This is a genomic window from Paenibacillus sp. Lou8.1 (genome assembly GCF_024213565.1).
Taxonomy (GTDB): Bacteria; Bacillota; Bacilli; order Paenibacillales; family Paenibacillaceae; genus Paenibacillus; species Paenibacillus polymyxa_B.
Map to the genome: position 1 here is coordinate 333030 of NZ_JANAVN010000005.1, position 22202 is coordinate 355231.

The 22202-nt window shown below is 45.8% G+C and carries 24 protein-coding genes, 1 rRNA gene and 1 other annotated feature; all 25 genes read left to right on the forward strand.

The window, feature by feature from the left end; genetic code table 11:
* Positions 1 to 4 precede the first annotated feature (4 nt).
* Positions 5 to 1384 (forward strand): UDP-N-acetylmuramate--L-alanine ligase, encoded by a 1380-nt coding sequence (gene murC / locus NLX78_RS09705; protein WP_013311605.1) that lies wholly within the window; start codon positions 5 to 7, stop codon positions 1382 to 1384.
* A gap of 167 nt (positions 1385 to 1551) precedes the next feature.
* Positions 1552 to 2745, forward strand: coding sequence for an SPOR domain-containing protein (locus tag NLX78_RS09710; protein WP_254350255.1), 1194 nt, complete (start codon positions 1552 to 1554; stop codon positions 2743 to 2745).
* A 121-nt stretch (positions 2746 to 2866) separates the two neighbouring features.
* Positions 2867 to 3109 carry a DUF4321 domain-containing protein gene (locus NLX78_RS09715; RefSeq protein WP_023989955.1) on the forward strand — a complete coding sequence of 81 codons (243 nt, stop codon included), beginning with the start codon at positions 2867 to 2869 and terminating at the stop codon, positions 3107 to 3109.
* 22 nt (positions 3110 to 3131) lie between these two features.
* On the forward strand, positions 3132 to 3740 hold the full coding sequence (locus NLX78_RS09720) for a Maf family protein (protein WP_254350256.1): 609 nt from the start codon (positions 3132 to 3134) through the stop codon (positions 3738 to 3740).
* Positions 3741 to 3753: 13 nt separating this feature from the next.
* Entirely contained in the window at positions 3754 to 4446 is a 693-nt protein-coding gene (radC, locus tag NLX78_RS09725; RefSeq protein ID WP_025722728.1) for a RadC family protein, read from the forward strand.
* Positions 4447 to 4551: 105 nt separating this feature from the next.
* Entirely contained in the window at positions 4552 to 5586 is a 1035-nt protein-coding gene (locus NLX78_RS09730) for a rod shape-determining protein (RefSeq protein WP_013311600.1), read from the forward strand.
* 55 nt (positions 5587 to 5641) lie between these two features.
* Positions 5642 to 6463 carry a rod shape-determining protein MreC gene (gene mreC, locus NLX78_RS09735; RefSeq protein WP_043882320.1) on the forward strand — a complete coding sequence of 274 codons (822 nt, stop codon included), beginning with the start codon at positions 5642 to 5644 and terminating at the stop codon, positions 6461 to 6463.
* Positions 6463 to 6993: a rod shape-determining protein MreD gene (gene mreD, locus NLX78_RS09740; RefSeq protein ID WP_069290212.1), complete on the forward strand. Its 531-nt coding sequence runs from the start codon at positions 6463 to 6465 to the stop codon at positions 6991 to 6993. Before mreC ends, mreD begins: the two co-directional genes overlap by 1 nt.
* Before the next feature lie 82 nt (positions 6994 to 7075).
* Positions 7076 to 7738: a septum site-determining protein MinC gene (minC, locus tag NLX78_RS09745; protein ID WP_013311597.1), complete on the forward strand. Its 663-nt coding sequence runs from the start codon at positions 7076 to 7078 to the stop codon at positions 7736 to 7738.
* A gap of 3 nt (positions 7739 to 7741) precedes the next feature.
* Positions 7742 to 8539 (forward strand): septum site-determining protein MinD, encoded by a 798-nt coding sequence (minD, locus tag NLX78_RS09750; protein WP_061828810.1) that lies wholly within the window; start codon positions 7742 to 7744, stop codon positions 8537 to 8539.
* Between the two features lie 302 nt (positions 8540 to 8841).
* A complete protein-coding gene (locus NLX78_RS09755; protein WP_254350257.1) occupies positions 8842 to 9687 on the forward strand; it encodes a peptidoglycan DD-metalloendopeptidase family protein in 846 nt (281 codons plus the stop codon).
* Positions 9680 to 10558, forward strand: coding sequence for a M50 family metallopeptidase (locus tag NLX78_RS09760; protein ID WP_254350258.1), 879 nt, complete (start codon positions 9680 to 9682; stop codon positions 10556 to 10558). Before NLX78_RS09755 ends, NLX78_RS09760 begins: the two co-directional genes overlap by 8 nt.
* A 48-nt stretch (positions 10559 to 10606) precedes the next feature.
* Positions 10607 to 11791 (forward strand): Rne/Rng family ribonuclease, encoded by a 1185-nt coding sequence (locus tag NLX78_RS09765; RefSeq protein ID WP_254350259.1) that lies wholly within the window; start codon positions 10607 to 10609, stop codon positions 11789 to 11791.
* A gap of 98 nt (positions 11792 to 11889) precedes the next feature.
* Positions 11890 to 11977, forward strand: a sequence feature (ribosomal protein L21 leader region).
* A 13-nt stretch (positions 11978 to 11990) separates the two neighbouring features.
* On the forward strand, positions 11991 to 12302 hold the full coding sequence (gene rplU, locus NLX78_RS09770) for a 50S ribosomal protein L21 (protein WP_013311592.1): 312 nt from the start codon (positions 11991 to 11993) through the stop codon (positions 12300 to 12302).
* Between the two features lie 13 nt (positions 12303 to 12315).
* A complete protein-coding gene (locus NLX78_RS09775; protein ID WP_013311591.1) occupies positions 12316 to 12654 on the forward strand; it encodes a ribosomal-processing cysteine protease Prp in 339 nt (112 codons plus the stop codon).
* 5 nt (positions 12655 to 12659) lie between these two features.
* Entirely contained in the window at positions 12660 to 12977 is a 318-nt protein-coding gene (gene rpmA / locus NLX78_RS09780; protein ID WP_039272574.1) for a 50S ribosomal protein L27, read from the forward strand.
* A 145-nt stretch (positions 12978 to 13122) separates the two neighbouring features.
* Positions 13123 to 13860, forward strand: a complete 738-nt coding sequence (locus tag NLX78_RS09785) for a Spo0B domain-containing protein (protein ID WP_367987957.1) — start codon at positions 13123 to 13125, stop codon at positions 13858 to 13860.
* A 13-nt stretch (positions 13861 to 13873) separates the two neighbouring features.
* Positions 13874 to 15184: a GTPase ObgE gene (obgE, locus tag NLX78_RS09790; protein WP_254350261.1), complete on the forward strand. Its 1311-nt coding sequence runs from the start codon at positions 13874 to 13876 to the stop codon at positions 15182 to 15184.
* Positions 15185 to 15340: 156 nt separating this feature from the next.
* Positions 15341 to 15778 (forward strand): ACT domain-containing protein, encoded by a 438-nt coding sequence (locus tag NLX78_RS09795; RefSeq protein WP_013311587.1) that lies wholly within the window; start codon positions 15341 to 15343, stop codon positions 15776 to 15778.
* A 43-nt stretch (positions 15779 to 15821) separates the two neighbouring features.
* The gene (locus NLX78_RS09800) at positions 15822 to 17108 is read left to right on the forward strand and encodes a homoserine dehydrogenase (RefSeq protein ID WP_069290208.1); all 1287 of its coding nucleotides are present in this window, start codon (positions 15822 to 15824) and stop codon (positions 17106 to 17108) included.
* 27 nt (positions 17109 to 17135) lie between these two features.
* The gene (gene thrB / locus NLX78_RS09805; protein WP_069290207.1) at positions 17136 to 18104 is read left to right on the forward strand and encodes a homoserine kinase; all 969 of its coding nucleotides are present in this window, start codon (positions 17136 to 17138) and stop codon (positions 18102 to 18104) included.
* Positions 18101 to 19000, forward strand: coding sequence for a prephenate dehydratase (gene pheA / locus NLX78_RS09810; protein WP_160789769.1), 900 nt, complete (start codon positions 18101 to 18103; stop codon positions 18998 to 19000). Before thrB ends, pheA begins: the two co-directional genes overlap by 4 nt.
* Positions 19001 to 19017: 17 nt before the next feature.
* Positions 19018 to 19902, forward strand: coding sequence for a branched-chain-amino-acid transaminase (gene ilvE / locus NLX78_RS09815; RefSeq protein WP_250260586.1), 885 nt, complete (start codon positions 19018 to 19020; stop codon positions 19900 to 19902).
* A gap of 159 nt (positions 19903 to 20061) precedes the next feature.
* A complete protein-coding gene (locus NLX78_RS09820; protein WP_254350262.1) occupies positions 20062 to 21648 on the forward strand; it encodes a LysM peptidoglycan-binding domain-containing protein in 1587 nt (528 codons plus the stop codon).
* 490 nt (positions 21649 to 22138) lie between these two features.
* Positions 22139 to 22202: ribosomal RNA gene (locus NLX78_RS09825) — 16S ribosomal RNA — on the forward strand; the annotation flags it as partial.

Here is a 22202-nt window from a genome sequence, read left to right on the forward strand (position 1 = left end):
TTTGTTGATTACTTCGGAACATGTTCATTTTATCGGTATCGGCGGCTACGGGATGAGCGCGATTGCTCGGGTCATGCTGGAGATGGGTTATACCGTGACTGGCTCAGATGTGGCATCACAGGAGCTGACAGAAAAACTGGCGGCAAAAGGCGCAAAAATATATATTGGACACACACCTGAGCATATTGCAGGCGCGGATATCGTCGTCTATTCAACAGCATTGTCACGTGACAATGTGGAGCGGGTGGCAGCGGAGGAATTGAATATTCCAACTCTGCATCGTTCGCAGATGCTGGCTCGCTTGCTTAACGAACGTAAGGGAATAGCTGTTGCGGGTGCGCACGGTAAAACGACAACCTCTTCCATGATCGCTCTGGTTATGGAAAGATGTAACGTTGATCCAACGTATATTATTGGCGGCGAAATCACGAATTTGGGGACGAATGCCAAAGCAGGTAAAAGCGAGTTTGTCGTTGCTGAGGCGGATGAGAGTGATGGTTCTTTCCTGCAATATCATCCTTGGCAAGGCATTGTAACCAATATTGAAGCGGATCATTTGGAAAATTACGATGGCGACTTTAATCGTCTGAAAAGTGCCTATGTACAGTTTTTGAGTCAAATTCGACCGGATGGGGCGGCTATTGTATGCGCAGATGATCAGAACATCCGGGAAATGTTGCCTCAGCTCCAGACTCGGGTCATTACTTATGGAGTGGAGCATGAAGCGGATTATATGGCGACAGATATCCAATTAGGTGACCGTCGATTAAGCTTTACTATGAGCCGTAAAGGAACAGCACTCGGAACGATCGAACTATCAGTGCCGGGTAAACATAACATGTATAATGCGATGGCTACTGTGATTTCCTGTTTGGAAGCAGGGATTCCATTCGATCAAATCGCTGCTACTATTGTAGAATTTCACGGAGCGAAGCGTCGTTTTCAAGTACTAGGTGAAAGCAATGACATACTGATTATTGATGACTATGCACATCACCCAACAGAGATTGAGGCTACGATTAGCGCAGCGAGAGCGACTGGCAAGCGTATTATTGCTGTATTCCAACCGCAACGCTATAGCCGCACCTTTTTCCTGCTCGATGCGTTTAGCCGTGCGTTTAGCGAGGCTAGTGAAGTCATCATTACCGATATTTATTCACCAGCGGGAGAAAAACAGATTGAAGGCGTGCATTCTTCTAAGCTCGTGGATTTAATCGTCCAAAACAGCAATGCTAATGCAATCTATTTGCCGACCAAAGAAGCCGTGATCGAGGAGTTGAAAGATCGATTACAGCCGGGTGATCTTGTGCTGACGATGGGAGCGGGAGACATCTGGAAAGCAGGTGACGCGTTAGCGCGCCATCTTCGCGGACAGCAAGTGTAATACGTATAAAAATGAGCTGTTACGCCAATGAATTACATTTATTCAAGGGTATTCCGAACACGACTGTGTTTCGGGATACCTTTTTTTTGTAATGCTGGGGCATATATTCTTAGCTTGACTCATACAACAGACTATGAGGAAGTATGGGACAAGGAGGGAGTGCATCCATGAACAAGACCAAGATGACATTCCGGTTCGACCAACAGTTGCCGGAGACAAGCCGGGAGGATAAGCTACAGGTGCTTCCGTACAATAACGAGTCGATTACGAACGAACAGCGTGAAACGATTAGAGGAATGAATAAAAATGCTGTAACTACGCAAGAAGCAGAGCTCAATGAGCCTGAGGATCTGAATAAACGCATTTCAAGTCGGCGCTTTGCTCCGACATTAAGAGTACAAGAGGGATGGGATGACCCCTTTGGCCGTTCGGCGGCTTCTTGGTCAGATGCGGACGTTCTACCAGATAGCCTAGAAGAGAATGAGGAAGCTTATCATTCTGGCCAAGAGTACAGAAAACGTCCGCCCCACCCTTCTAGATGGAAACTGGTTGGTTCTGTAGCCAGCGCACTGGTGACCGGGGGGATGTTTGGATATATTATGTTGTTACTGTTTAACGGAGGAGGCATGGTCCCGGGAGCAGATCCCTCAGTAGAGGAGGCTGTACCGGTCTTTAAAGAATCCGTTGGTGTGGATGCAATATCTGCAAAAGAGAATTCTGTCCCTGTCACTGTCATAGAGGCTCAGGTACCTCCACAAACCTACTATTTGCTGCAATATGGGGTTTTCAGCACTCCAGAACGGGCCTTACAAGCAAAAGAAGAACTGTTGAAGGCAGGCATTGCAGCAGGAGGGGATACCGAGGACCAAAACCGGGTATATGCAGGAATATCGCCGGATAGGGAGCAAGCCAAGTTACTCAGCAATCAGTTGAAAACACAAGGAGTCGAATTGTATGTTCGTGAGCTTGAATTGCCTGGATTCGAAAAAGCGGCTTACGGAGGCGAAGGTGATAAACTCACTGGCTTTTTTCAGTTAAGTAGTTCATTGGTAGGTAAGTTGAGCGGACTTTCCTCAACCTTGCTGGGAGAAGGAGGTCCGAATACGGTGCCAGCCTCCGACATGAAGGAGCTGAACGACCTGCATCAGCAGTGGACACAAAATATCACTGCACTTCCTACCGGTCTTCCAAAGGAAGCGGTTGCTTCCGCAACCTCACTTGAAAAGGCGATGAACAGTGCGATCTCTGCACTTGGGGAATATAATAAGAATACAGCCAAGGAACACATTTGGGAGATTCAGTCCTCCATGATGGAATATGTTTTGCGTGAGAAGGAATTTATCCAATTCATAAAACAATAGACTAACCATATTTTCCGGCAAGGAACTGGAAATAGTTCCCCATGCCGGATTTCTGTTTGTATTGCAGTACAAATCACCGTATAATAATGAAGGTGTCAAAAAATGGCGAGGGAAGATCAGGATGAAAAAAAATGTAGGAATGCTTATACTGTTTTTGTTGCTCGGTTGGCTCTTGGGTGCATGGATTGCCAAAGCCCTTCAATCGATCAAATTCCTTTCCTTTCTGACCCACCCCACTAGGATATCTTGGTCGCCGAGAGCGGACCTGGATATTATCAGCTACAACATAACGATAAATTTTGAATTGAGCCTGCTTAGTCTGATCGGCATCATTGCCGCGTTCTGGCTGTACCGCAGGCTCTAACTGATGAAAAGGAGCTTCCCTTATGGACGGGAAAATTACGCCCCGCATTATTCTGGCATCGACTTCACCAAGAAGGAAGGAATTGCTCGCATTTTTGAGAATCCCCTTTGAGGTGGTGCCGAGTCATGCGGATGAGAGCACGCCTGAGAGCTGGACGCCTCAGCAAATCGTGGAGACCCTTGCGGCACGCAAAGCCGAAGCGGTCGTGAACACCGCCACTCAGTCGAAGGAAGCCGGACTGGTGATTGGCAGTGATACCATTGTCGTGCTGGATGGTTCGGTACTGGGCAAGCCTGCCGACCATGCGGACGCGGTTCGCATGCTGACTGCATTGCAGGGAAGAACACACCGTGTGTACACCGGGGTAGCCTGCATACATACCGGAACCGGCGAAATGCTTGTCAGACATCGCCAAACGGAGGTTACAATGAAGCCTCTGAGTCAAGAGCAAATTGTGGCATACGTGAATACTGGTGAACCGTCTGATAAAGCAGGAGCGTATGGCATTCAAGGCATGGGTGCTACGCTGGTGGAATCTATTCAGGGTTGTTATTTTAACGTCGTAGGATTGCCGCTTTCCTTGCTGTCGGACATGCTGTCCGATTTTGGAGTGAATGTGTTGCGTCCATAAAGGGGATAAACATATGCTGGAGTCGCCAATACTGATGCTTCGCGACCTCCCCCATGAAGAACGACCAAGAGAGCGCATGATGACATATGGGGCGGATGCCTTAAGCAACGCGGAGTTGCTGGCAATACTGCTGCGTACAGGAACGCAAAATGAGTCTTCGGTGCATTTAGCGCAGCGTATTTTGCAGCAGGCAGGAAATTTGCGTCAACTGGTGGATATGAGCTTGAGCGAGTTGACCCAGATTAAGGGCATTGGGGATGCTAAAGCGATACAGCTAAAAGCGGGTATCGAACTGGGGCGTCGATTAGCATTGTCTCGCCATTTGGAGACCCCGGTGATTAGTTGCCCGCGGGATGTGGCAGATCTGCTGTTTGAGCAGCTTCGTTATTTGCAGAAAGAGCATTTTGTATGCTTGTTCCTTAATACTAAAAATCATGTCATTGCTCAGGAAACACTATCTATGGGTAGCCTGAATTCTGCCATCGTGCATCCTCGTGAAGTATTTCGGGCAGCAATCAAATGCAGCAGTGCTTCAATAATTTGCGCTCATAACCATCCGAGCGGTGATCCGAAGCCAAGCCCGGAGGATGTTCAGTTGACTCGCCGCCTGATGGAAGCGGGCAACATCGTGGGTATCGACGTGCTTGATCATATTGTGATCGGGGACGGGACCTTTGTAAGTTTGAAGGAACAAGGTCTGATATAATATAATATTTAAATCAAACATTTAAACACGACCGGATAATCCGGCCTGAATAAACCGTTTATACATGGATAACAGATTTCAGGGAAGAGAAAAGGAGATTACATCATGCTGGGTGGCTTTACAAAAGATTTGGGAATAGACTTGGGGACGGCAAACACGCTTGTATACGTAAGAGGTAAAGGAATTGTGGTTCGTGAACCATCTGTAGTTGCTTTGCGTACAGATACAAAAACCATTGAGGCTGTTGGTGAATCTGCGAAAAAAATGATCGGTCGCACACCGGGAAATATCCGTGCGATTCGTCCGATGAAGGACGGTGTCATTGCTGATTTTGATACAACAGCAACGATGATCAAATATTTTATCCGTCAGGCGCAAGCCCAACGCTCTTTGTTTCCACGTCATCCGAACGTGATGGTTTGTGTGCCTTCAGGCATTACTGCGGTGGAGCAGCGTGCTGTTGAAGATGCGACGAAGCAAGCAGGTGCAAGAGAGGCATATACGATAGAGGAGCCGTTTGCAGCAGCAATTGGCGCTGATCTTCCTGTATGGGAGCCAACAGGAAGTATGGTTGTCGATATCGGTGGAGGTACAACCGAGGTGGCAGTCATCTCCCTGGGCGGGATTGTAACAAGCCGCTCCGTGCGTGTGGCAGGTGATGAAATGGACGAGTCCATCATCCAATACGTAAAGCGTCAATACAATCTGATGATTGGTGAACGGACTTCAGAGCAACTGAAAATGGAAGTTGGCTCAGCTATGCCATTAGAGCAAGTGGAAACCTCGGAAATCCGTGGACGTGATCTGGTAACAGGTTTGCCGAAGACGATTACGATTACTTCTGATGAAATTAGCGAAGCATTATCGGATACAGTCAATGCAATCGTGGATGCGGTCAAAGTAACACTGGAAAAATGCCCTCCCGAGTTGGCAGCGGACATCATGGATAGAGGAATCGTACTGACTGGTGGTGGAGCACTTCTGCGTAATCTGGACAAGCTGTTGGCAGGTGAAACCGGAATGCCGGTGATCGTAGCAGAAAATCCTCTGGATTGTGTGGCAATCGGTACAGGCAGAGCGCTGGAAAATATTCATTTGTTCAAATCGCGCAGCAGTTCTGCCGTCCGTTCCAAACGTTGAATCGGGGGTGTAGGAACTGTTTAAGCTGTTTGGCAATAAAAGACTATTTGTTTTATTGATCGGAATCGTTCTGTTTATTGCCCTTATGGGGATTACACTTGGACAGAGAAATTCCTTAACCTGGCCCGAGAAGTTCGCCAGAGATTCAATTGGCTTTGTGCAAGGTATCTTTTACAGGCCCGCTTCAGCAATAGCGGGCTTCTTTGAAGATATCGGAAATATGCGCAGCATCTACGAAGAAAATGAACGATTAAAAATTGCTGTGGCAAAGCTGACTCGTGACCAGATTCAGACCCATAATTATGTTGAAACAAATGCCAGACTGCAGAATGAACTGAAGTTCACCCAAACGCAAAAGGCGAAAAATAATTATGATTATCGCGTTGCTCAAGTGAACAGCGTCAGCAATGATTCCAAAACGCTTGTGATTGATATTGGTGAGAAGGACGGAGCGAAGGTTGGTCAGGAAGTCAGTTCGCTTGAAGGATTTGTAGGAGTCATTAGTCGTACGGGGAATTTTACGTCCACCGTTACGTTGTTGACTACATTGGATCCTAAAAATCCGAATTCTTATGCCATTGCAGCGACAGTCTTGGGCAAGGAAAATCAATCGTTTGGTATGATTGAAAGCTATGATCCGGGTACGAACAGATTTCAAATGACTCGCATTGAAGAAAAAGACCCAATCGCAAAGGGCGATCAGATTATTACATCTGGTGCAGGTGGGAAATTCCGCAAAAACCTAATGATTGGAACGGTAGAGAAGATTCAGGTTGGGGAATTTGGCAAAACACGGACAGCGATTATTAAACCGGCAGCCAGCTTTGTGGATTGGAAAGAACTGCTCATCCTTTATACTCCTGAGGTACCGGAATAATGAAGATGCGCGGTCAGGTTCTAATACTGCTGCTGTTTGTACTGTTTATAGCTGAAGGGACGATTCTTCCGTGGCTTCTTCCGGATAGTTGGCATTCAAGAATGGTTCCGAATTTTGTATATGTCGTGATCTTGTTTGTGTCTGTGTATTACAGCCGTCATACAGCATTGGTGCTAGGTATTGTTTTTGGACTTATTCATGATGTAGTGTTCTACGGGTTTATCATTGGGCCTTACTCTTTTGCAATGGGGTTGTCTGCATACTTATTGGGGCTTGTTTTTACAGCTCGACGTGCGCCGATGCCTATTATGATGGCAGCCGTGTTGATTGGTAGTTTCCTGCTGGATTCTATGCTTTTTGCTATTGATCAGCTGTTCCAGCTGAATCATCAGACTTTCAATTGGGCACTTGCTCAGTATATGATTCCTGATTTATTTATCCATTTTCTGTTCGCCCTCATCATTTATGTCCCGGTTCGCAAGCAATTGCAGCGTTTGGGTACCCGTGTGAAAAAGGAAGAGGCCGTCTAGGTCTTTTTACACACATTTTGTCCGGGTTAGCAGGGATTTGACGTCCCGGGGACGAAATGATTGAGATAGGAGGGACAGGCTAATGGCGGTGAAATCGAATCATGTCACGATTAAAGGCATCAAAGATGGCCTGGTATTCCTGCTGGACGATCAATGCGAGTTTGAGGATTTGCTAGGTGAGCTGCGTTTTAAGCTGGAGCACAGTCATCAAAATATTTTAACAGGCCCGATCATTCATGTGGATATTAAGCTGGGAAGCCGAGAAGTGACAGAGGAACAGAAGGAAAGTATTCTGGAGATCTTGAAGCAAAAGGGGAATTTGCTCATCAGGTCTGTAGAATCACCTGGACTGCCTGTGGAAGTGCAGGGAAAGCCCCCTATTCACACGGTGACAGGGATTATCCGTTCTGGTCAAGTGCTTCATCACAATGGGAACCTACTCTTTTTGGGAGATGTAAACCCGGGTGGAATTATAACATGTACTGGTGATATTTATGTCCTCGGCGCTTTGCGAGGCATGGCGCATGCAGGGATGGAGGGAAATAGTGAAGCGATCATTGCGGCTTCCTATTTTGCACCGACACAGCTACGAATTTCCGAAATGATCAGCCGTCCACCAGACGAATGGGAGACACGTGAATCCGGTATGGAATTTGCGTATCTCAAGGATGGCGCTATGCAAATAGATAAAATGAGCAATATTGTGCGTCTGGGCCGCGATTTTAACGTGTTCAAAGGGGTGTAGCACATGGGAGAGGCTATCGTCGTCACTTCAGGAAAAGGCGGCGTCGGCAAAACGACGACGTCGGCCAATATAGGAACAGCGCTTGCACTGCTCGGCAAAAAGGTATGTTTGGTGGATACGGATATCGGGTTGCGTAATCTAGACGTTGTGATGGGTCTGGAAAACCGGATTATTTATGACCTTGTTGATGTAGCGGAAGGTCGTTGCCGTTTAAATCAGGCACTGGTTAAGGACAAGCGTTTTGAGGAGCTGTATATGCTGCCAGCCGCTCAAACCAAGGACAAGAGTGCTGTTACGCCGGAGCAAGTTAAGGATATTATTTTGGAGCTTAAAAAGGATTTTGAATATATATTGATCGACTGCCCTGCGGGTATTGAACAGGGCTTTAAAAATGCCATTGCCGGGGCCGATCAGGCCATTGTTGTGACCACCCCGGAAAATGCAGCCGTACGCGATGCAGACCGGGTAATTGGTTTACTGGAAAGCTCACATGTGGTATCACCCAAGTTGGTGGTTAACCGCATTCGCAATAGCATGGTTAAATCCGGAGATATGTTGGATATTGATGGGATTTTACAAGTGCTTAGCATAGACCTTATTGGGATTGTGCCGGATGATGAAATGGTAATTAAAGCCGCTAATACAGGGGAGCCTACCGTTATGAATCCAGATTCACAGGCCGCGATTGCTTATCGTAACATTGCGAGACGAATCTTAGGCGATACAGTGCCCCTCATGCAGCTGGACCAAAAGAAAAGCGTGATGACACGCTTTAAGAAGTTTTTTGGTATGGGTGGATGAGGAAAACAGGAAGTTATGGCTGGTAAATTGCTTCCACACTTCCTACGTAAGCTTCCATTGGTTCTAAGGTAGGAACTGTAGTCGTATTCATTTGTAATACTAGACACTTAAATAAGTGATAATCTTATTTAAGTGTTTTTGGTTTTAGGGTCACTACATAAATATCATAAATACAAAACATATCCGGTGCGCTAGCGCCGGTTTTTTGATTTTTAGGTGCGTAATCCCGAACCGGACAACATAAGTTGAAGCCCGTCCTCATAAGATGTATCAAACATACCTCGCTGAGGGGGCTGAACAGGATGAATAAAAATTCCGGAATCAAGCAGCGCAGAGAAGAACGTATACAGCAGCTAATCGCGGGAAGCAAAGCGGAGACGTATCCCTCTGGCATATATCAGAACAGGCACGGGGATAAAGATATGAAGTCGATGCCTATAGTCAGTGCCAACTCGCCCAGAGACCCAGAAACTGAGTGGAAAAATGAGCGGCAACGCTGGCAGCAATCTTTTGGGACGAATCGTGGTCCGTCTTTTTGGACTTCCTTTTGGCGAAGATCAGTCATAGCAACGGTGTTATTTGGAATGGTATGGGGAATGTTTCGTTGGGATATTCCCTATGCAGTGAATTTGAGAATGTTTATTGCGGATGCCTTGAATAAGGATATGGATTTTGCAGCCGTCGGACAATGGTATGAAACTTATTTTGACGGAGCACCTTCCTTTTTGCCGATTTTTGGCGAGGAGCATGAAACGCACAAGGTAGACGCAAGTCGAAAGGGCTCTCCACCGATTGAAGGCAATATAACACAGCCTTTTGTACTGAGCCTTAAAGGGGTAGAAATTACGCCGAATGTTACCGATAACGGGGCAATCGCTGTTAAAAGTATAGATGCAGGTCGAGTATTAGACATATTAAATCATCCCAAAAGCGGGATTTCGATTACAATTCGACACACTGGCGGTATCACAGCAACTTACGGAAGGCTTTCCCGCTCTACCTTAAAAGTGAACGACTGGGTTCAGGAGGGAGATGAGATCGGTGTACTGCCAGCAAGTCACAGCGGCAGCGAGGCGGCGACTTTGTTTTTGGCAGTTCAAAGAGGGGATCAATACATTGACCCGTCGGAAGTGGTAGCCCTTGATTAATGTCCGAGGGGTGACCTTATCACTACATCCACTGTTTGTATTGGTTATGCTGACCTCTATATTAACGGGACATTTTATCGAGATCATAACTTTATTTACATTGGTATTTATTCATGAGCTAGGCCATGCGACAGCTGCTTCGTTGTTGGGTGCGCGGGTGCTTTCCATACAGATGTTACCCTTTGGAGGAGTGGCGGTCATTGAGGATCAGGGGAAGCTCAATGCGTGGAAGGAGATTGTCATTGCGCTAGCGGGGCCCCTGCAAAACGGAATCATGATCATCATCCTTTTGTGGTTCAGAAATGTGAGTGGACTGGAGTATGATTATGTAAATTATATCATTCAGGGGAATGCAGTTATTGCACTGTTTAATTTGCTGCCCATTTTACCACTTGACGGTGGAAAAATATTGCAGGCACTGATTAGCTTATCTTGTTCTTATCACCGCACATTAGTGTGGACTTTTAGAGCCAGTATCGTAACGAGTTTGCTATTTTGTATATATGGTATTTCGCCGTTGTTAAGGCAAAATGGACCTATCCATTTAAATCTGCTGGCGGTAGGGATTTTTTTGCTTTATTCTAATATTGTGGATTATCGGAATATCCCTTACCGTTTTATACGGTTTTTGCTGGGGAGGGACGAGCTTTTTTACCGCGAAGTAGCTAAGGGAAGTATTGCCTTACCTATTGTATCCCTGCCAGTGAAACATTTGGAGCCTATTTTGCGTCTTTTCAGAAGAGATCGGTATCATATGGTTTATGTTATGAATGAACAGGGACGGATTGTAGCCGTACTGCCGGAGCAGCGTCTTATTCGCTCTTATTTTGCGACACGCCCGCCAGATGGTGGAGAACCCAAGCCCAAATAATGTTTTATGAGTTAAGGAAGAGGCTGTATCCAGAGAGGTTGAAAAACCATGAAGCAAATGATTGTACAATGCCAGCAGCAGATGACCCAAATGGCGCTGTTGGAAGAGGGACGATTGGTTGAATATGCGGCTGAACTACCGCGAAAACGGGGAATTCTAGGTTCTTTTTTCAAAGCGAGGGTGGTCAATGTGCTACCAGGTATGCAAGCCGCCTTTGTTGACATTGGACAGCGAAAGAATGCCTTTTTGTATGTAGATGACGTACTTCATGCTCATGTGGACAAGCAGCCGGAGGTAAAGCCATCCATTTCTGAAGTGTTAAAGGTAGGGCAGGAAATTGTAGTGCAGGTATTAAAAGAGGCTGTTGGTAGTAAAGGAGCCAGGGTCACCACTCATTTTTCACTTCCGGGTCGCTGGATCGTATATATGCCCCGTGCTGATTATGTGGCCGTATCTAAGAAGATCGAACGTGAGGGCGAACGTACCCGTTTGAAAGCAATGGGAGAGCAGCTACGCACAAGTGAGGAAGGACTCATAATCCGTACCGTTTCGGAGGACATGAGCATAGAGGCGATTGAAAATGATTTAAATCAACTGCGTAAGCAGTGGGTGGCTATTCAGCGTAAAGCTGGTGAACACTCGGCTCCGTGCGAATTACACCGGGATTTAAGTATTGTTCAGCGGTTGATTCGGGATGTGTTTACACCTGAACAGGATGAACTGGTCATTGACAGTGAAGAGCAAGCAAAGGATGCAGAAATAATGCTGCAACAGATTGGTCCTGCGAAAGCTCATGTAAGTATATTTCGTGGTCCAGAAGAAACAATTTTCAAAGCTTATGGCATTCATGAGCAGCTGGAACGCGATTTTGCGCGAAAGGTATGGCTGCAGGGTGGTGGATACATTGTCATTGATCATACGGAGGCATTAACCGTCATTGATGTGAATACCGGGAAGTTTACGGGAGGCAGTAATCTGGAAGAAACCGTGACCCGGACTAACATTGAAGCAGCTGAAGAGATTGCCCGCCTGGTACGTGTGCGTGATATCGGTGGTATCATCATCATTGATTTTATTGACATGGAACAAGAGGAGAACCGTCGGGAAGTATCCTCTGTGCTGGAAGCAAGATTGAAGAAGGATCGGACCAAATCTTATGTTGTCGGTTGGACGCGGTTAGGTTTGCTGGAAATGACCCGCAAAAAAGTGCGTGAGGAAAAGACGCTCGTGTAGAGCGATGCGTAACCAAAAATCATTTTAAAACTAAAGGTTGAATGTGTACAAAGCTTGTGCTACAATCATTTAGTATGTGTGATGCGTAAGATTGGCTGCACATGCTGTAACCGCTCCAATCAGGTACTGAAGTGCAGTATCCTAAGGGAATCTGCCACCTGCTATTAGGCGAGTCTGAGACATAAGGAGGTGCAAGCAAATGTACGCAATTATCGAAACAGGTGGTAAGCAATACAAAGTTCAAGAGGGCGACGTATTGTTCATCGAGAAGTTGGAAGCTAATGATGGTGAAACTGTAACGTTCGATCGTGTTCTGGCAGTGTCCGGCGACAATGGCTTGACAGCAGGTACACCGCTTCTTTCTGGAGCTTCTGTAACAGCTAAAGTTGAGAAGCATGGTCAAGGTCAAAAGGTCATCGTATACAAATACAAACCTAAAAAGAACTACCATGTGAAGCAAGGTCATCGTCAACCGTACACGAAAGTGACGATTGAAAAAATCCAAGCGTAAGAGGGTGCGATAAGTGATTATCGTGCGTATTACACGACTGGAGGATGGCAGCATACAGGGGTTTTCCGTTAAAGGACATGCGAATTTCGCTAAATCTGGCGAGGATATCGTATGTGCTGGCGTTTCGGCGGTAACAGTAGGAACTGTCAATTCGATTGGAGCTCTTACGGACGTTGAGATGGAAACGGAAATGGAAAACGGCTTTTTAAGCGCGTATCTTTCTCCTGAAAGTTATCATGATGCGAACGCACAGGTTCAACTGTTGCTGGAGTCCATGGTGATTATGCTGACAAGTATTGCTGAATCATACGGTAAGTATATTCAAATAGAAAATAATCAAAGAAGGAGGTAGACATCATGTTGAAATTGACATTGGATCTTCAATTATTCGCATCGAAAAAAGGTGTAGGTTCCACAAAAAACGGACGTGACAGTAAATCGAAACGTCTTGGAGTGAAACGTGCTGACGGTCAAGCAGTTACCGGCGGTAGCATCCTGGTTCGTCAACGCGGAACGAAAATTCACCCGGGCACGAACGTGGGCATCGGTAAGGACGACACTCTGTTCGCGAAAGTGGACGGCGTTGTGAAGTTCGAACGTTGGGGCCGTGATCGCAAAAAGGTGAGCATCTACCCGATCGACGTTGCTCCAGTAGCAGCTACTGTAGAAGCTTAATAGCGGCTTAGACACGCTGAAAAGCCTCCGGCACTTTTGTCGGAGGCTTTTTTGCATGATGGTAATGAACTGGAAAGTTAGTCTGTGCTATACTGGATTAAGGTTCTTTAATAATCCATTTAATTTCGCAGAACGGAGAGAAGCCATGTTCCAGCGGATAAGAGCGCCTTATCTGGCGTTGGGTTCCATTCTGATTCCTTTGGTTTTTTCACTGCTCTATCCTAAAGTATTAACGATTATCTTATTAGCAGTATGGTCTGTAGTTGCTGCATGTTTTGGTATGTGGTATACGCAAAGACAGGTTGAATATGAACGGAAAGCTGCTTTGCGTTCTTTTGAGCGTACAGCGATTTCAATGCTTAACCATCATCGGCATGACTGGATGAATGACTTGCAGGTGCTTTATGGATATATTCGTATGAATAAGCATGATAAATCTGTTGCTTATGTGGAAATAATAAAAGGGCGCGTGGCGGAAGACAGTAAAATATCTAAGTTGGGTATTCCCTCACTGGTGTTTTATTTGCAGTCTTTTCGCGTGAACGCCGGTAATTTACAGTTGTCGGTACAGGTTGAGGAGCAGTTAAAGTTAGACGCTGTCATGTCTCCCGAAGACGGCGAGTCGCTTGCCTCGGCCGTCATAGAAACGGTGCGTGCGTATCAATATGGCGGGGGCCGGTCGTCCTGGGGAGAAGTGCGCAGATTGACACTTTTTTTCGGTATGGATCAGAATGATGTTATCGTCCGTTTTGAAGGAAGTGACATACCTGCGGATTTGAATATCCTAAAGCAGGTCAGATCCGTACCCGGAAGTAAACGCATTCGAACAGAGAAGCTTCCTACGGGCGAAATGCTTCAAATTCGGATGCAGTGCCAGACATAAGGAAGGTGTAACCATGTTTGTAGATAAAGCGAAGATTTTTGTTAAAGGCGGTGACGGTGGAGACGGATTAATTGCGTTTCGCCGTGAGAAATACGTTCCTGAAGGTGGCCCAGGTGGTGGTGACGGAGGGAACGGTGGTGACGTAATTTTCCGTGTAGATGAGGGTTTGCGTACCTTGATGGATTTTCGGTACCAACGTCATTTTAAAGCCCAGCGTGGAGTAAAAGGTCGCAACAAAAGTCAACACGGAGCCAATGCGGAGCACATGATCGTGCGTATACCACCGGGAACGGTCATCATAGATGATGATACTGGTGAAGTAGTAGCAGATATGACACGTCATGGTCAACAAGTCGTCGTAGCTAAAGGAGGACGCGGAGGACGCGGAAACATCCGTTTTGCTACGCCGAGTAATCCAGCGCCTGAGTTGGCTGAGAACGGCGCAGAGGGACAAGAACGTTATATCACGCTTGAGTTAAAAGTAATGGCTGACGTAGGCTTGGTCGGGTTCCCTAGTGTTGGGAAGTCTACCTTGTTGTCGGTTGTATCTTCCGCAAAACCGAAAATTGGGGCCTACCACTTTACAACGATTACTCCGAATTTGGGCGTTGTGGATGTGGGTGATCATCGTAATTTTGTGATGGCGGATTTGCCTGGTTTGATTGAAGGAGCTCATGAAGGTATTGGGCTGGGACATGAATTTCTGCGGCACATTGAGCGGACGCGTATTATTATCCATGTCGTGGATATGGCTGGCTCCGAAGGACGTGACCCGTTTGAAGATTGGACTAAAATTAACGACGAATTGAAGCAATATAATGCAGCATTGGCTGAGCGTCCGCAAATTGTGGCGGCCAATAAAATGGATATGCCAGAAGCTGAAGAAAACTTGGCTCACTTCAAAGAGCAGATTGCTTCTATACGTCCTGATCTTGAAATCATGCCTATTTCCTCACTGACACGTCAAGGTGTGAAGGAACTGCTCTTCCGGGCTGCTGATTTGCTGGATCAAATACCGGACGAGCCAGTTGTTGAGGAAGTAGCAGAAGTCAATGAACGTAAGGTATTTAAGCTGGATACAGCAGAAGACGATGGCTTTACAATTGTACGTGAAAACGACACATTCGTAGTGCAGAGCCCTAAAATTGAGCGCATGATGAAGCGCATGCAGTTGAACTCGCATGATGCCATTTTGAAATTAGCAAGAACGTTACGCCACATGGGTGTGGATGCTGAGTTACGCAAGCGTGGCGCCAAAGATGGTACATCTGTACGCATTGCTGATTTCGAGTTCGAATTTGTTGAAGGCAGCAGCTACTACTAAAAATCAAATAAAGGTCTAAAACCTGACGGTTACTGTACTATAGGAAACTCTATAGAAGGCAGTAGCCGTTTTTTGCATTGTTAGCTTGCCGATTTTCATGAGTTTCGATATAATGTCCTCTATACAAAAACATAAGTCTTTGAGGAGAGGACGTTCTTGAAAGAGCGCTATTACTTGGTACGGGAAGATATTTTACCTGAAGCTATTGTTAAGACCATACAGGTGAAACTGCTGCTGGCTTCAGGAGATGTTAAAACCGTGCATGATGCCGTGGAGCAAGTTGGGCTAAGCCGAAGCGCCTTTTATAAATATAAGGATGGCATACATTTGGTTAACCAGCTAGAGCGTGAGCGAATTGTCAATATCTCTATTGATTTAGAACATCAATCCGGAATGTTGTCCAGGGTGCTTGGCAGAGTGGCTGATTTCGGAGGCAATGTGCTGACGATCCAGCAAAGTATTCCACTGCAAGGCAGAGCCAACGTAGTTATCTCGGTAGAAATGTCCAGACTCAGTGAAGAGTTGGGTGTTCTACTGGAGGGCTTGGAGGACATCTCTGGAGTCAAACGTGTTCGCCTGATTGGGCAAGGTTAAGGCAATACAGTTCATTAGATATAAGTTTGCGGGAGGGGAATGGATGAAACCGGTCAAAGTAGGATTGTTAGGTTTAGGGACGGTAGGGACGGGAGTCGTTCGAATCGTAGAAGGCAATCAGGAAGATTTGAGCAGACAAGTCGGTTCACCGATCATCATTGAAAAAATAGCTGTAAAAAACATAGAAAAATATCGTTCCATTGAAGTGGACACGGCCAAGCTTACTGAGGACCCATGGGAAGTTATTCGAGACCCTGAAATTGATGTAATTATCGAAGTCATGGGCGGGGTTGATCAGACGAAGGAGTACATTCTTGAAGCGTTGGAGCGGGGTAAACACATCGTAACAGCTAACAAGGACTTAATGGCTTTGCACGGTTCTGAAGTATTGGCAAAGGCGCAGGAAAAGCAATGTGATATTTTTTATGAAGCTAGTGTAGCAGGCGGTATCCCGATTATTCGTACACTCATTGAAGGTTTCTCCTCCGACCGTATTACCCGCATTATGGGGATTGTGAACGGTACGACCAACTTTATTTTAACAAAAATGAGTCAGGAAGGAGCCTCGTACGAGGAAGTTCTCAAGGAAGCGCAGGAGCTTGGGTATGCTGAATCCGATCCGACCTCAGACGTGGAAGGACTGGATGCAGCTCGTAAAATGGCAATTCTCGGCACGCTTGGTTTCCGCTCTAATGTAGAGCTCAAGGATGTAAGTGTCAGCGGCATTTCAAAGGTAACCAGTGAAGATATTGCTTTTGCTAAAAAACTAGGATATGAAATGAAATTGCTCGGCATTGCAGAGCGTCAGGGTGATGAATTTACGATTAATGTTCAGCCGACCATGGTACGCAAGCAGCATCCATTGGCTTCGGTGAACGGGGTATTCAACGCGGTGTATGTGCATGGTGAAGCAGTGGGTGAAACCATGTTTTATGGGGCGGGTGCAGGTGAAATGCCGACGGCAACATCGGTTGTAGCTGATTTAGTAGCTGTAGTGAAAAATCTCAAACTTGGTGTCAATGGGCTGAAAGCCATCGTTCCTTACAACCCTAAAAAAATTAGTAACGACGAAGATGTGTATTTCAAAAACTTCGTGCTTCTGCATGTGGATGATAAAGCAGGGGTGTTGGCACGGATTACGCAAGTATTTGCTGAATTTAATGTCAGTCTGGCATCTGTTGTGCAGCAACCGAATGAGGTTAACCCCGATGCTGAAATTATTATCGTGACTCATTTAGCCAGTAAAGCGAGTATGAAAAAGGTTTTGGAGCATTTTGAAACTTTAGACGTAATTCGTCGCATCAAGAGCGTATATCGAGTAGAGGGATAGTTAATAAAAGCAGGAGGAATTGTCTGTATGACCGTTTTAAAAACAGCAAGAGTGCGTGTGCCTGCGAGTACGGCCAACTTGGGTCCCGGCTTTGATACATTGGGCATGGCATTGTCCTTATATGCATGGATTGAAATGAAGGAGGCCGAACAGACGGCTTTTCATTTATACGGAGATGAAATGAATGGTGTTCCCCAAGATAAAACTAATCTGATTTTCAAGGTAGCACAAATGGTTTTTCGGGAAGCAGGTGTATCTGTTCCTGAGCTCGATATTTCGATGTACTCGGATATTCCGCTCACCCGCGGTTTGGGTAGCAGCGCTTCTGCTATTGTGGGCGCCTTGGTCGCTGCCAATACGTTGATTGGCTCGCCTCTGCCGAATTCCAAGCTGTTCGATATGGCAAGCGCCATTGAAAAACATCCGGACAATGTTGGAGCTTCCCTGTTTGGTGGTATTATTACAGCGATGTGGGACGGCGAGCATGCTAGGCATTTACGGCTTGAACCAGATGCCAATCTGGAGGTTATGGTAGTTATTCCAGATTTTCAGCTGTCCACGTCAAAAGCCAGAGAGGTTCTACCCGCTCATGTATCGTTGAAGGATGCTGTATATAATATAAGTCATGCTTCCATGCTGGTAGCAGCATTGGCGTCGGGACGAACCGATTTAATCGCCGAAGCGATGCGTGATCAGCTTCATCAGCCTTACCGCGCGGCACTTGTGCCAGGTATGACAGAGATCTTGCAGGATGCGCACCATTATGGTGCTTTGGGTGTGGCTCTAAGTGGGGCTGGACCAACGTTGCTGGCATTGACAGATCGGCGGGAAAATCGGAAAGCAGAGCTGGAGCAGTATTTAACGGATACCATGAACAAAGAGGGGATCACTGCTTCTGTTTTAAAATTGCGCCCTGAGAATGAAGGAGTTAAAGTATATACAGAAGGGAATACTCTCCCTTTTATGGATATGATTAAAGGGGAACTTACGATATGAAAAGAATTGCACTTCTTCCTGAGGGGACTGTTTCTCATGAAGCGATTAAGTATTTGTTAGGAGATACGTCCCATGAATTACTTTTTTACAAACATATTGCGGACGTATTTCAGGCAGTAGACAAGGGTCAGGCAGACTATAGTGTAATTCCCATTGAAAATACGATTGATGGCTCTGTAAGTTTGCATATGGATTGGCTTGTACATGAAGTAGACATTCAAATGCAGGCGGAATGGGTATATCCTTCAATTCAAAATCTTATTGGTCATCGTAGTGAATTTACGAAGGATTTGGACAAGCTGGATTTGAGCAAAGTGGTCAAAATTATGTCTCATCCTGTGGCGCTTCCCCAGTGTAAAGAATTCATACAGGCTTCCGCTCCTCAGGCCGAGTTGGAGAGTGCAGGAAGTACGGCAGAAGCCGTCGAAATTGTTAAACATAATCCCGGTAAAGGCTGGACCGCTCTCGGAACCAAGCTTGCGGCTGCCAAACACGGATTGGATATTTTGGCCAGCAAAGTGACGGATCACGATAACAACTTTACCCGCTTTGTCTTGATCGGTCATCAACCTATAAGTCTCCCGGGTACGCCTGAAGGTCAGCGAACCAGTATTTTGGTCACGCCGCCGCAGGATTTCCCGGGAGCGCTGCATCAGGTTTTATCCGCATTTGCATGGCGCAGGTTAAATCTGTCCCGTATTGAATCGCGTCCGACCAAAAAGCAATTGGGGAATTATTATTTTTACATTGAAGTTTTGGAATCTCTGCATTCCGTGCTGCTTCCGGCAGCCTTTGCAGAGATCGAGGCTTTGGGGTGCCATGTACGTATTCTTGGCTCTTATCCAAGCTACAAGTATGTTGAAGCAGCGATCGAACCTATTTTAAAGGAACATTAATCGGAGGTGTGGTTTTAATGGCAGAACAATGGATCTATCTGGATGGGCAGCATGTGACTAAGGAAAATGCAAAGGTTTCCGTATATGATCATGGTTTTTTGTACGGAGACGGTATATTTGAGGGCATTCGTATCTATAACGGGAATATTTTTAAATGTAAGGAGCACTTGGATCGTCTGTATGATTCTGCTAAATCCATTCAGTTAAACATTCCTTTGTCTCCTGATGAAATGTTGGAAGCAATGGCTGAAACGATTCGTCTTAACGAAATGCGTAACGGATATATCCGTCTGATTGTATCCCGAGGTGCAGGAAATCTAGGTTTAGATCCTCTTCGTTGTGCGAAGGCGAGTGTCATCATTATCGTGGAGCAGCTCGCCATTTACCCGGAAGAAGCTTACTTGACTGGCCTGAAGACAATTTCTGTCTCTCAGCGTCGCAACATCCCAGACGCTTTGAATCCGAAGATTAAATCATTGAACTATCTCAACAATATCCTCGTGAAGATCCAGTCTAACTATGCTGGTGTAGGTGAGGCTATTATGCTCAATTCCCAAGGGTATGTGACGGAAGGCTCTGCGGACAACATTTTCATTGTCAAAAACGGAGTGCTATATACACCTCCTTGCTATTTGGGGGCGCTTGAAGGGATTACTCGTAATGCTATTATCGATTTGTGTGCTAAGCTTGGATACCCCCTTAAGGAACAACCTTTTACACTGCATGATGTATATGTTGCGGACGAGGTGTTTTTTACAGGAACTGCGGCAGAAGTTATTGCAGCTTATGAAGTGGATGGTCGTACGATCGGCTCCGGCGTTGCTGGCCCAGTGACTTTGGAGCTCTTGGCTGAGTTCCGTAAGATTGTGGATCAGGATGGCTACAAAGTGTGGCAGGACTAAAATAAAACCGAATCCTTTTAACTGAATGCTCGCGTGAGTATTCGGTTGAGAGGATTTTTTTGTTTGTATGGGGTCATTCGCCCGGGAGGTGCATAGGATGTAATAACAGAAGCCGGGCGTTTATCCCGCCCGAACGAAAGTCTAGGAGGTTTGTGACCTGTGAAAATACACATCGTCAAAAAAGGTGACACTCTGTACTTGCTGGCACAGAAGTATAATGTGACGCTGGAGAAAGTTATTGCCGCCAATCCCCAATTGGCAGACCCTAATCAGTTGAGTATCGGCGAGAAAATTAAAATTCCAACAGACCCTGTTACGATGGAAACACAGCCGTCAACGGTATATCAACACAAGGTTAAGCAAGGAGATTCATTGTGGAAATTGTCCAAGGCGTGGAATGTACCACTTAAGCTAATTATTGATGCCAATTCCCAGCTTAAAAACCCGAACGCACTTCTGGTTGGAGAAACAGTTAATATTCCACACTACAAAGAAGAGACGTCTGATTTTACTGAGAATAAAAAAAATACCGCAGTCAAAGAAGAGATGACACAGCCTAAACCTGAATCCCCAACCGAGCAAGAACTTACCCAGCCCAAGGCGGAGTTGACGCAACCTAAGCAGGAGAATATGCCTAGCCCCAAAGAAGAGATGACACAGCCGAAAGAAACAGTGAATCCTCCTAAGCTTCCTGAATTAAAACTGCCTGAAGTTCCTATGGCACCCGTAAATCCTGCTCCACCTCAAATGCAGCCCATAGTTACTCCACCTGCTCCACCTCAAATGCAACCTATAGTTACCCAACCCATCGCATCTAAGCCACAGCTTCCTACAACTATTGTGAAGCAACCTGTAGCTGAAAAATTTTGCGGCTGCACAAAATCGGAGCCGATGGTAAATTCCGAGTGGTCGATACAACAGCCGACATTTGATTATAGCCCACAAATAAATGCAATGCCGAACTCGTGGTATCCGGGGATTGAGTCTCCTCAAACTTGGGGGAATGCGCCTATAAATACCTCCTTAGCAGAACACGCCTCTCCTACTGTAGTTTCTGATCAGGGCTATCATCATGATTGTGAGCATCCATGGTGCTGGGGGCCTGTGCAGACACCACCTATAAATGCCCATCCAACACCTTATCCTGCCTATTCAGATTGCTGCGCCCCTGGATATTATCCGAGTCATGAGGCGTCTGAAAATGCATCCTACCCTGTCTATCCTCCATTTATCCATCAAGGGCATCCGCAGCAGTATCCAGAGAGTACAGTCCAGGGCAGTCAATGGAGCCAGGCATGGGGAGGACCTCCATATGGTTCGCCTGCGGGTGGGCACGTGTCCGACTATAGCCAACTACAAGGACAACAATCTGCGAATTCCCCTTATCATCCGTTTGCGCATGGGAATGCACCTATGTATCCATTAGAGGGATATACAACACCCTATATGTTTATGCCAGACTGTGGATGCCGGGAAGAGAACGTCCAGTCGGTACCAGCAATTCCAGCAACGCAGGAGATTGGTAACAATCTGACTATTGCATCCCAAAATGAAGTTGGCTCTTCTTCTAAACCAAAGGATCGTAGCGTACGTAAAGGTAAATCAAAAGACAGCTCTGGCAGTTCATCCAAAGAAGAGACATCCAAAGCCAAGGTTTCTAGTAAAAATGGTACTAATAAAAAGCAAAAATCCCGTTCCTCATCTTATAATGCTCGTTCGCGTAAAAATCCGTGGATTAAGGACTGACCTGGCTATATGTAAAAGGAGAGGAACCTCCTGGTAGTGCCCGGCTTTATTATTCATTAAGAGGAAGAAATGAATGTTAAAGAGACTGTTATTCTGCTTGTGGGAATAATGGTCTCTTTATTTAAATACAGTGATTTTAAAGATGAGAAAATAATTTAAAAAAGGTGTTGCCTATTAGCGTAATTTTGTGGTATATTCTTATAGCTGTCTTTTGCAAGATAGTTAGCAACACGAAAACAAAGCAGAATTGATTAAAAAATTCTTTTGAAAAAAAGTGTTGCAAAGACTTAGAAAACATGATATATTATTTAAGTCGCCGCTGAGATGCGGTGGTGAAACAGAGTAAGATATTATGTAGGTTTGATCTTTGAAAACTGAACAACGAGTGAGTAAAACGATTTTGTTCACAAAATCAAAACAAGAGATATTTTATCTCGTCAGTTTCAACATGAGCTTATCGCTCTTTCTATAAACCAGCTTCGGTTGGTCTTTAATGGAGAGTTTGATCCTGGCTCAGGACGAACGCTGGCGGCGTGCCTAATACATGCAAGTCG

What these genes read in the sequence shown, in the direction of transcription:
- NLX78_RS09730 (WP_013311600.1), top strand. Translation starts at nt 4,552, where the DNA reads ATGCTGGGTGGCTTTACAAAAGATTTGGGAATAGACTTGGGGACGGCA.
- pheA (WP_160789769.1), top strand. Translation starts at nt 18,101, where the DNA reads ATGAAAAGAATTGCACTTCTTCCTGAGGGGACTGTTTCTCATGAAGCG.
- rplU (WP_013311592.1), top strand. Translation starts at nt 11,991, where the DNA reads ATGTACGCAATTATCGAAACAGGTGGTAAGCAATACAAAGTTCAAGAG.
- NLX78_RS09765 (WP_254350259.1), top strand. Translation starts at nt 10,607, where the DNA reads ATGAAGCAAATGATTGTACAATGCCAGCAGCAGATGACCCAAATGGCG.
- ilvE (WP_250260586.1), top strand. Translation starts at nt 19,018, where the DNA reads ATGGCAGAACAATGGATCTATCTGGATGGGCAGCATGTGACTAAGGAA.
- mreD (WP_069290212.1), top strand. Translation starts at nt 6,463, where the DNA reads ATGAAGATGCGCGGTCAGGTTCTAATACTGCTGCTGTTTGTACTGTTT.
- NLX78_RS09710 (WP_254350255.1), top strand. Translation starts at nt 1,552, where the DNA reads ATGAACAAGACCAAGATGACATTCCGGTTCGACCAACAGTTGCCGGAG.
- obgE (WP_254350261.1), top strand. Translation starts at nt 13,874, where the DNA reads ATGTTTGTAGATAAAGCGAAGATTTTTGTTAAAGGCGGTGACGGTGGA.
- NLX78_RS09785 (WP_367987957.1), top strand. Translation starts at nt 13,123, where the DNA reads ATGTTCCAGCGGATAAGAGCGCCTTATCTGGCGTTGGGTTCCATTCTG.
- minC (WP_013311597.1), top strand. Translation starts at nt 7,076, where the DNA reads ATGGCGGTGAAATCGAATCATGTCACGATTAAAGGCATCAAAGATGGC.
- rpmA (WP_039272574.1), top strand. Translation starts at nt 12,660, where the DNA reads ATGTTGAAATTGACATTGGATCTTCAATTATTCGCATCGAAAAAAGGT.
- NLX78_RS09715 (WP_023989955.1), top strand. Translation starts at nt 2,867, where the DNA reads ATGAAAAAAAATGTAGGAATGCTTATACTGTTTTTGTTGCTCGGTTGG.
- NLX78_RS09755 (WP_254350257.1), top strand. Translation starts at nt 8,842, where the DNA reads ATGAATAAAAATTCCGGAATCAAGCAGCGCAGAGAAGAACGTATACAG.
- thrB (WP_069290207.1), top strand. Translation starts at nt 17,136, where the DNA reads ATGACCGTTTTAAAAACAGCAAGAGTGCGTGTGCCTGCGAGTACGGCC.
- minD (WP_061828810.1), top strand. Translation starts at nt 7,742, where the DNA reads ATGGGAGAGGCTATCGTCGTCACTTCAGGAAAAGGCGGCGTCGGCAAA.
- NLX78_RS09800 (WP_069290208.1), top strand. Translation starts at nt 15,822, where the DNA reads ATGAAACCGGTCAAAGTAGGATTGTTAGGTTTAGGGACGGTAGGGACG.
- NLX78_RS09720 (WP_254350256.1), top strand. Translation starts at nt 3,132, where the DNA reads ATGGACGGGAAAATTACGCCCCGCATTATTCTGGCATCGACTTCACCA.
- radC (WP_025722728.1), top strand. Translation starts at nt 3,754, where the DNA reads ATGCTGGAGTCGCCAATACTGATGCTTCGCGACCTCCCCCATGAAGAA.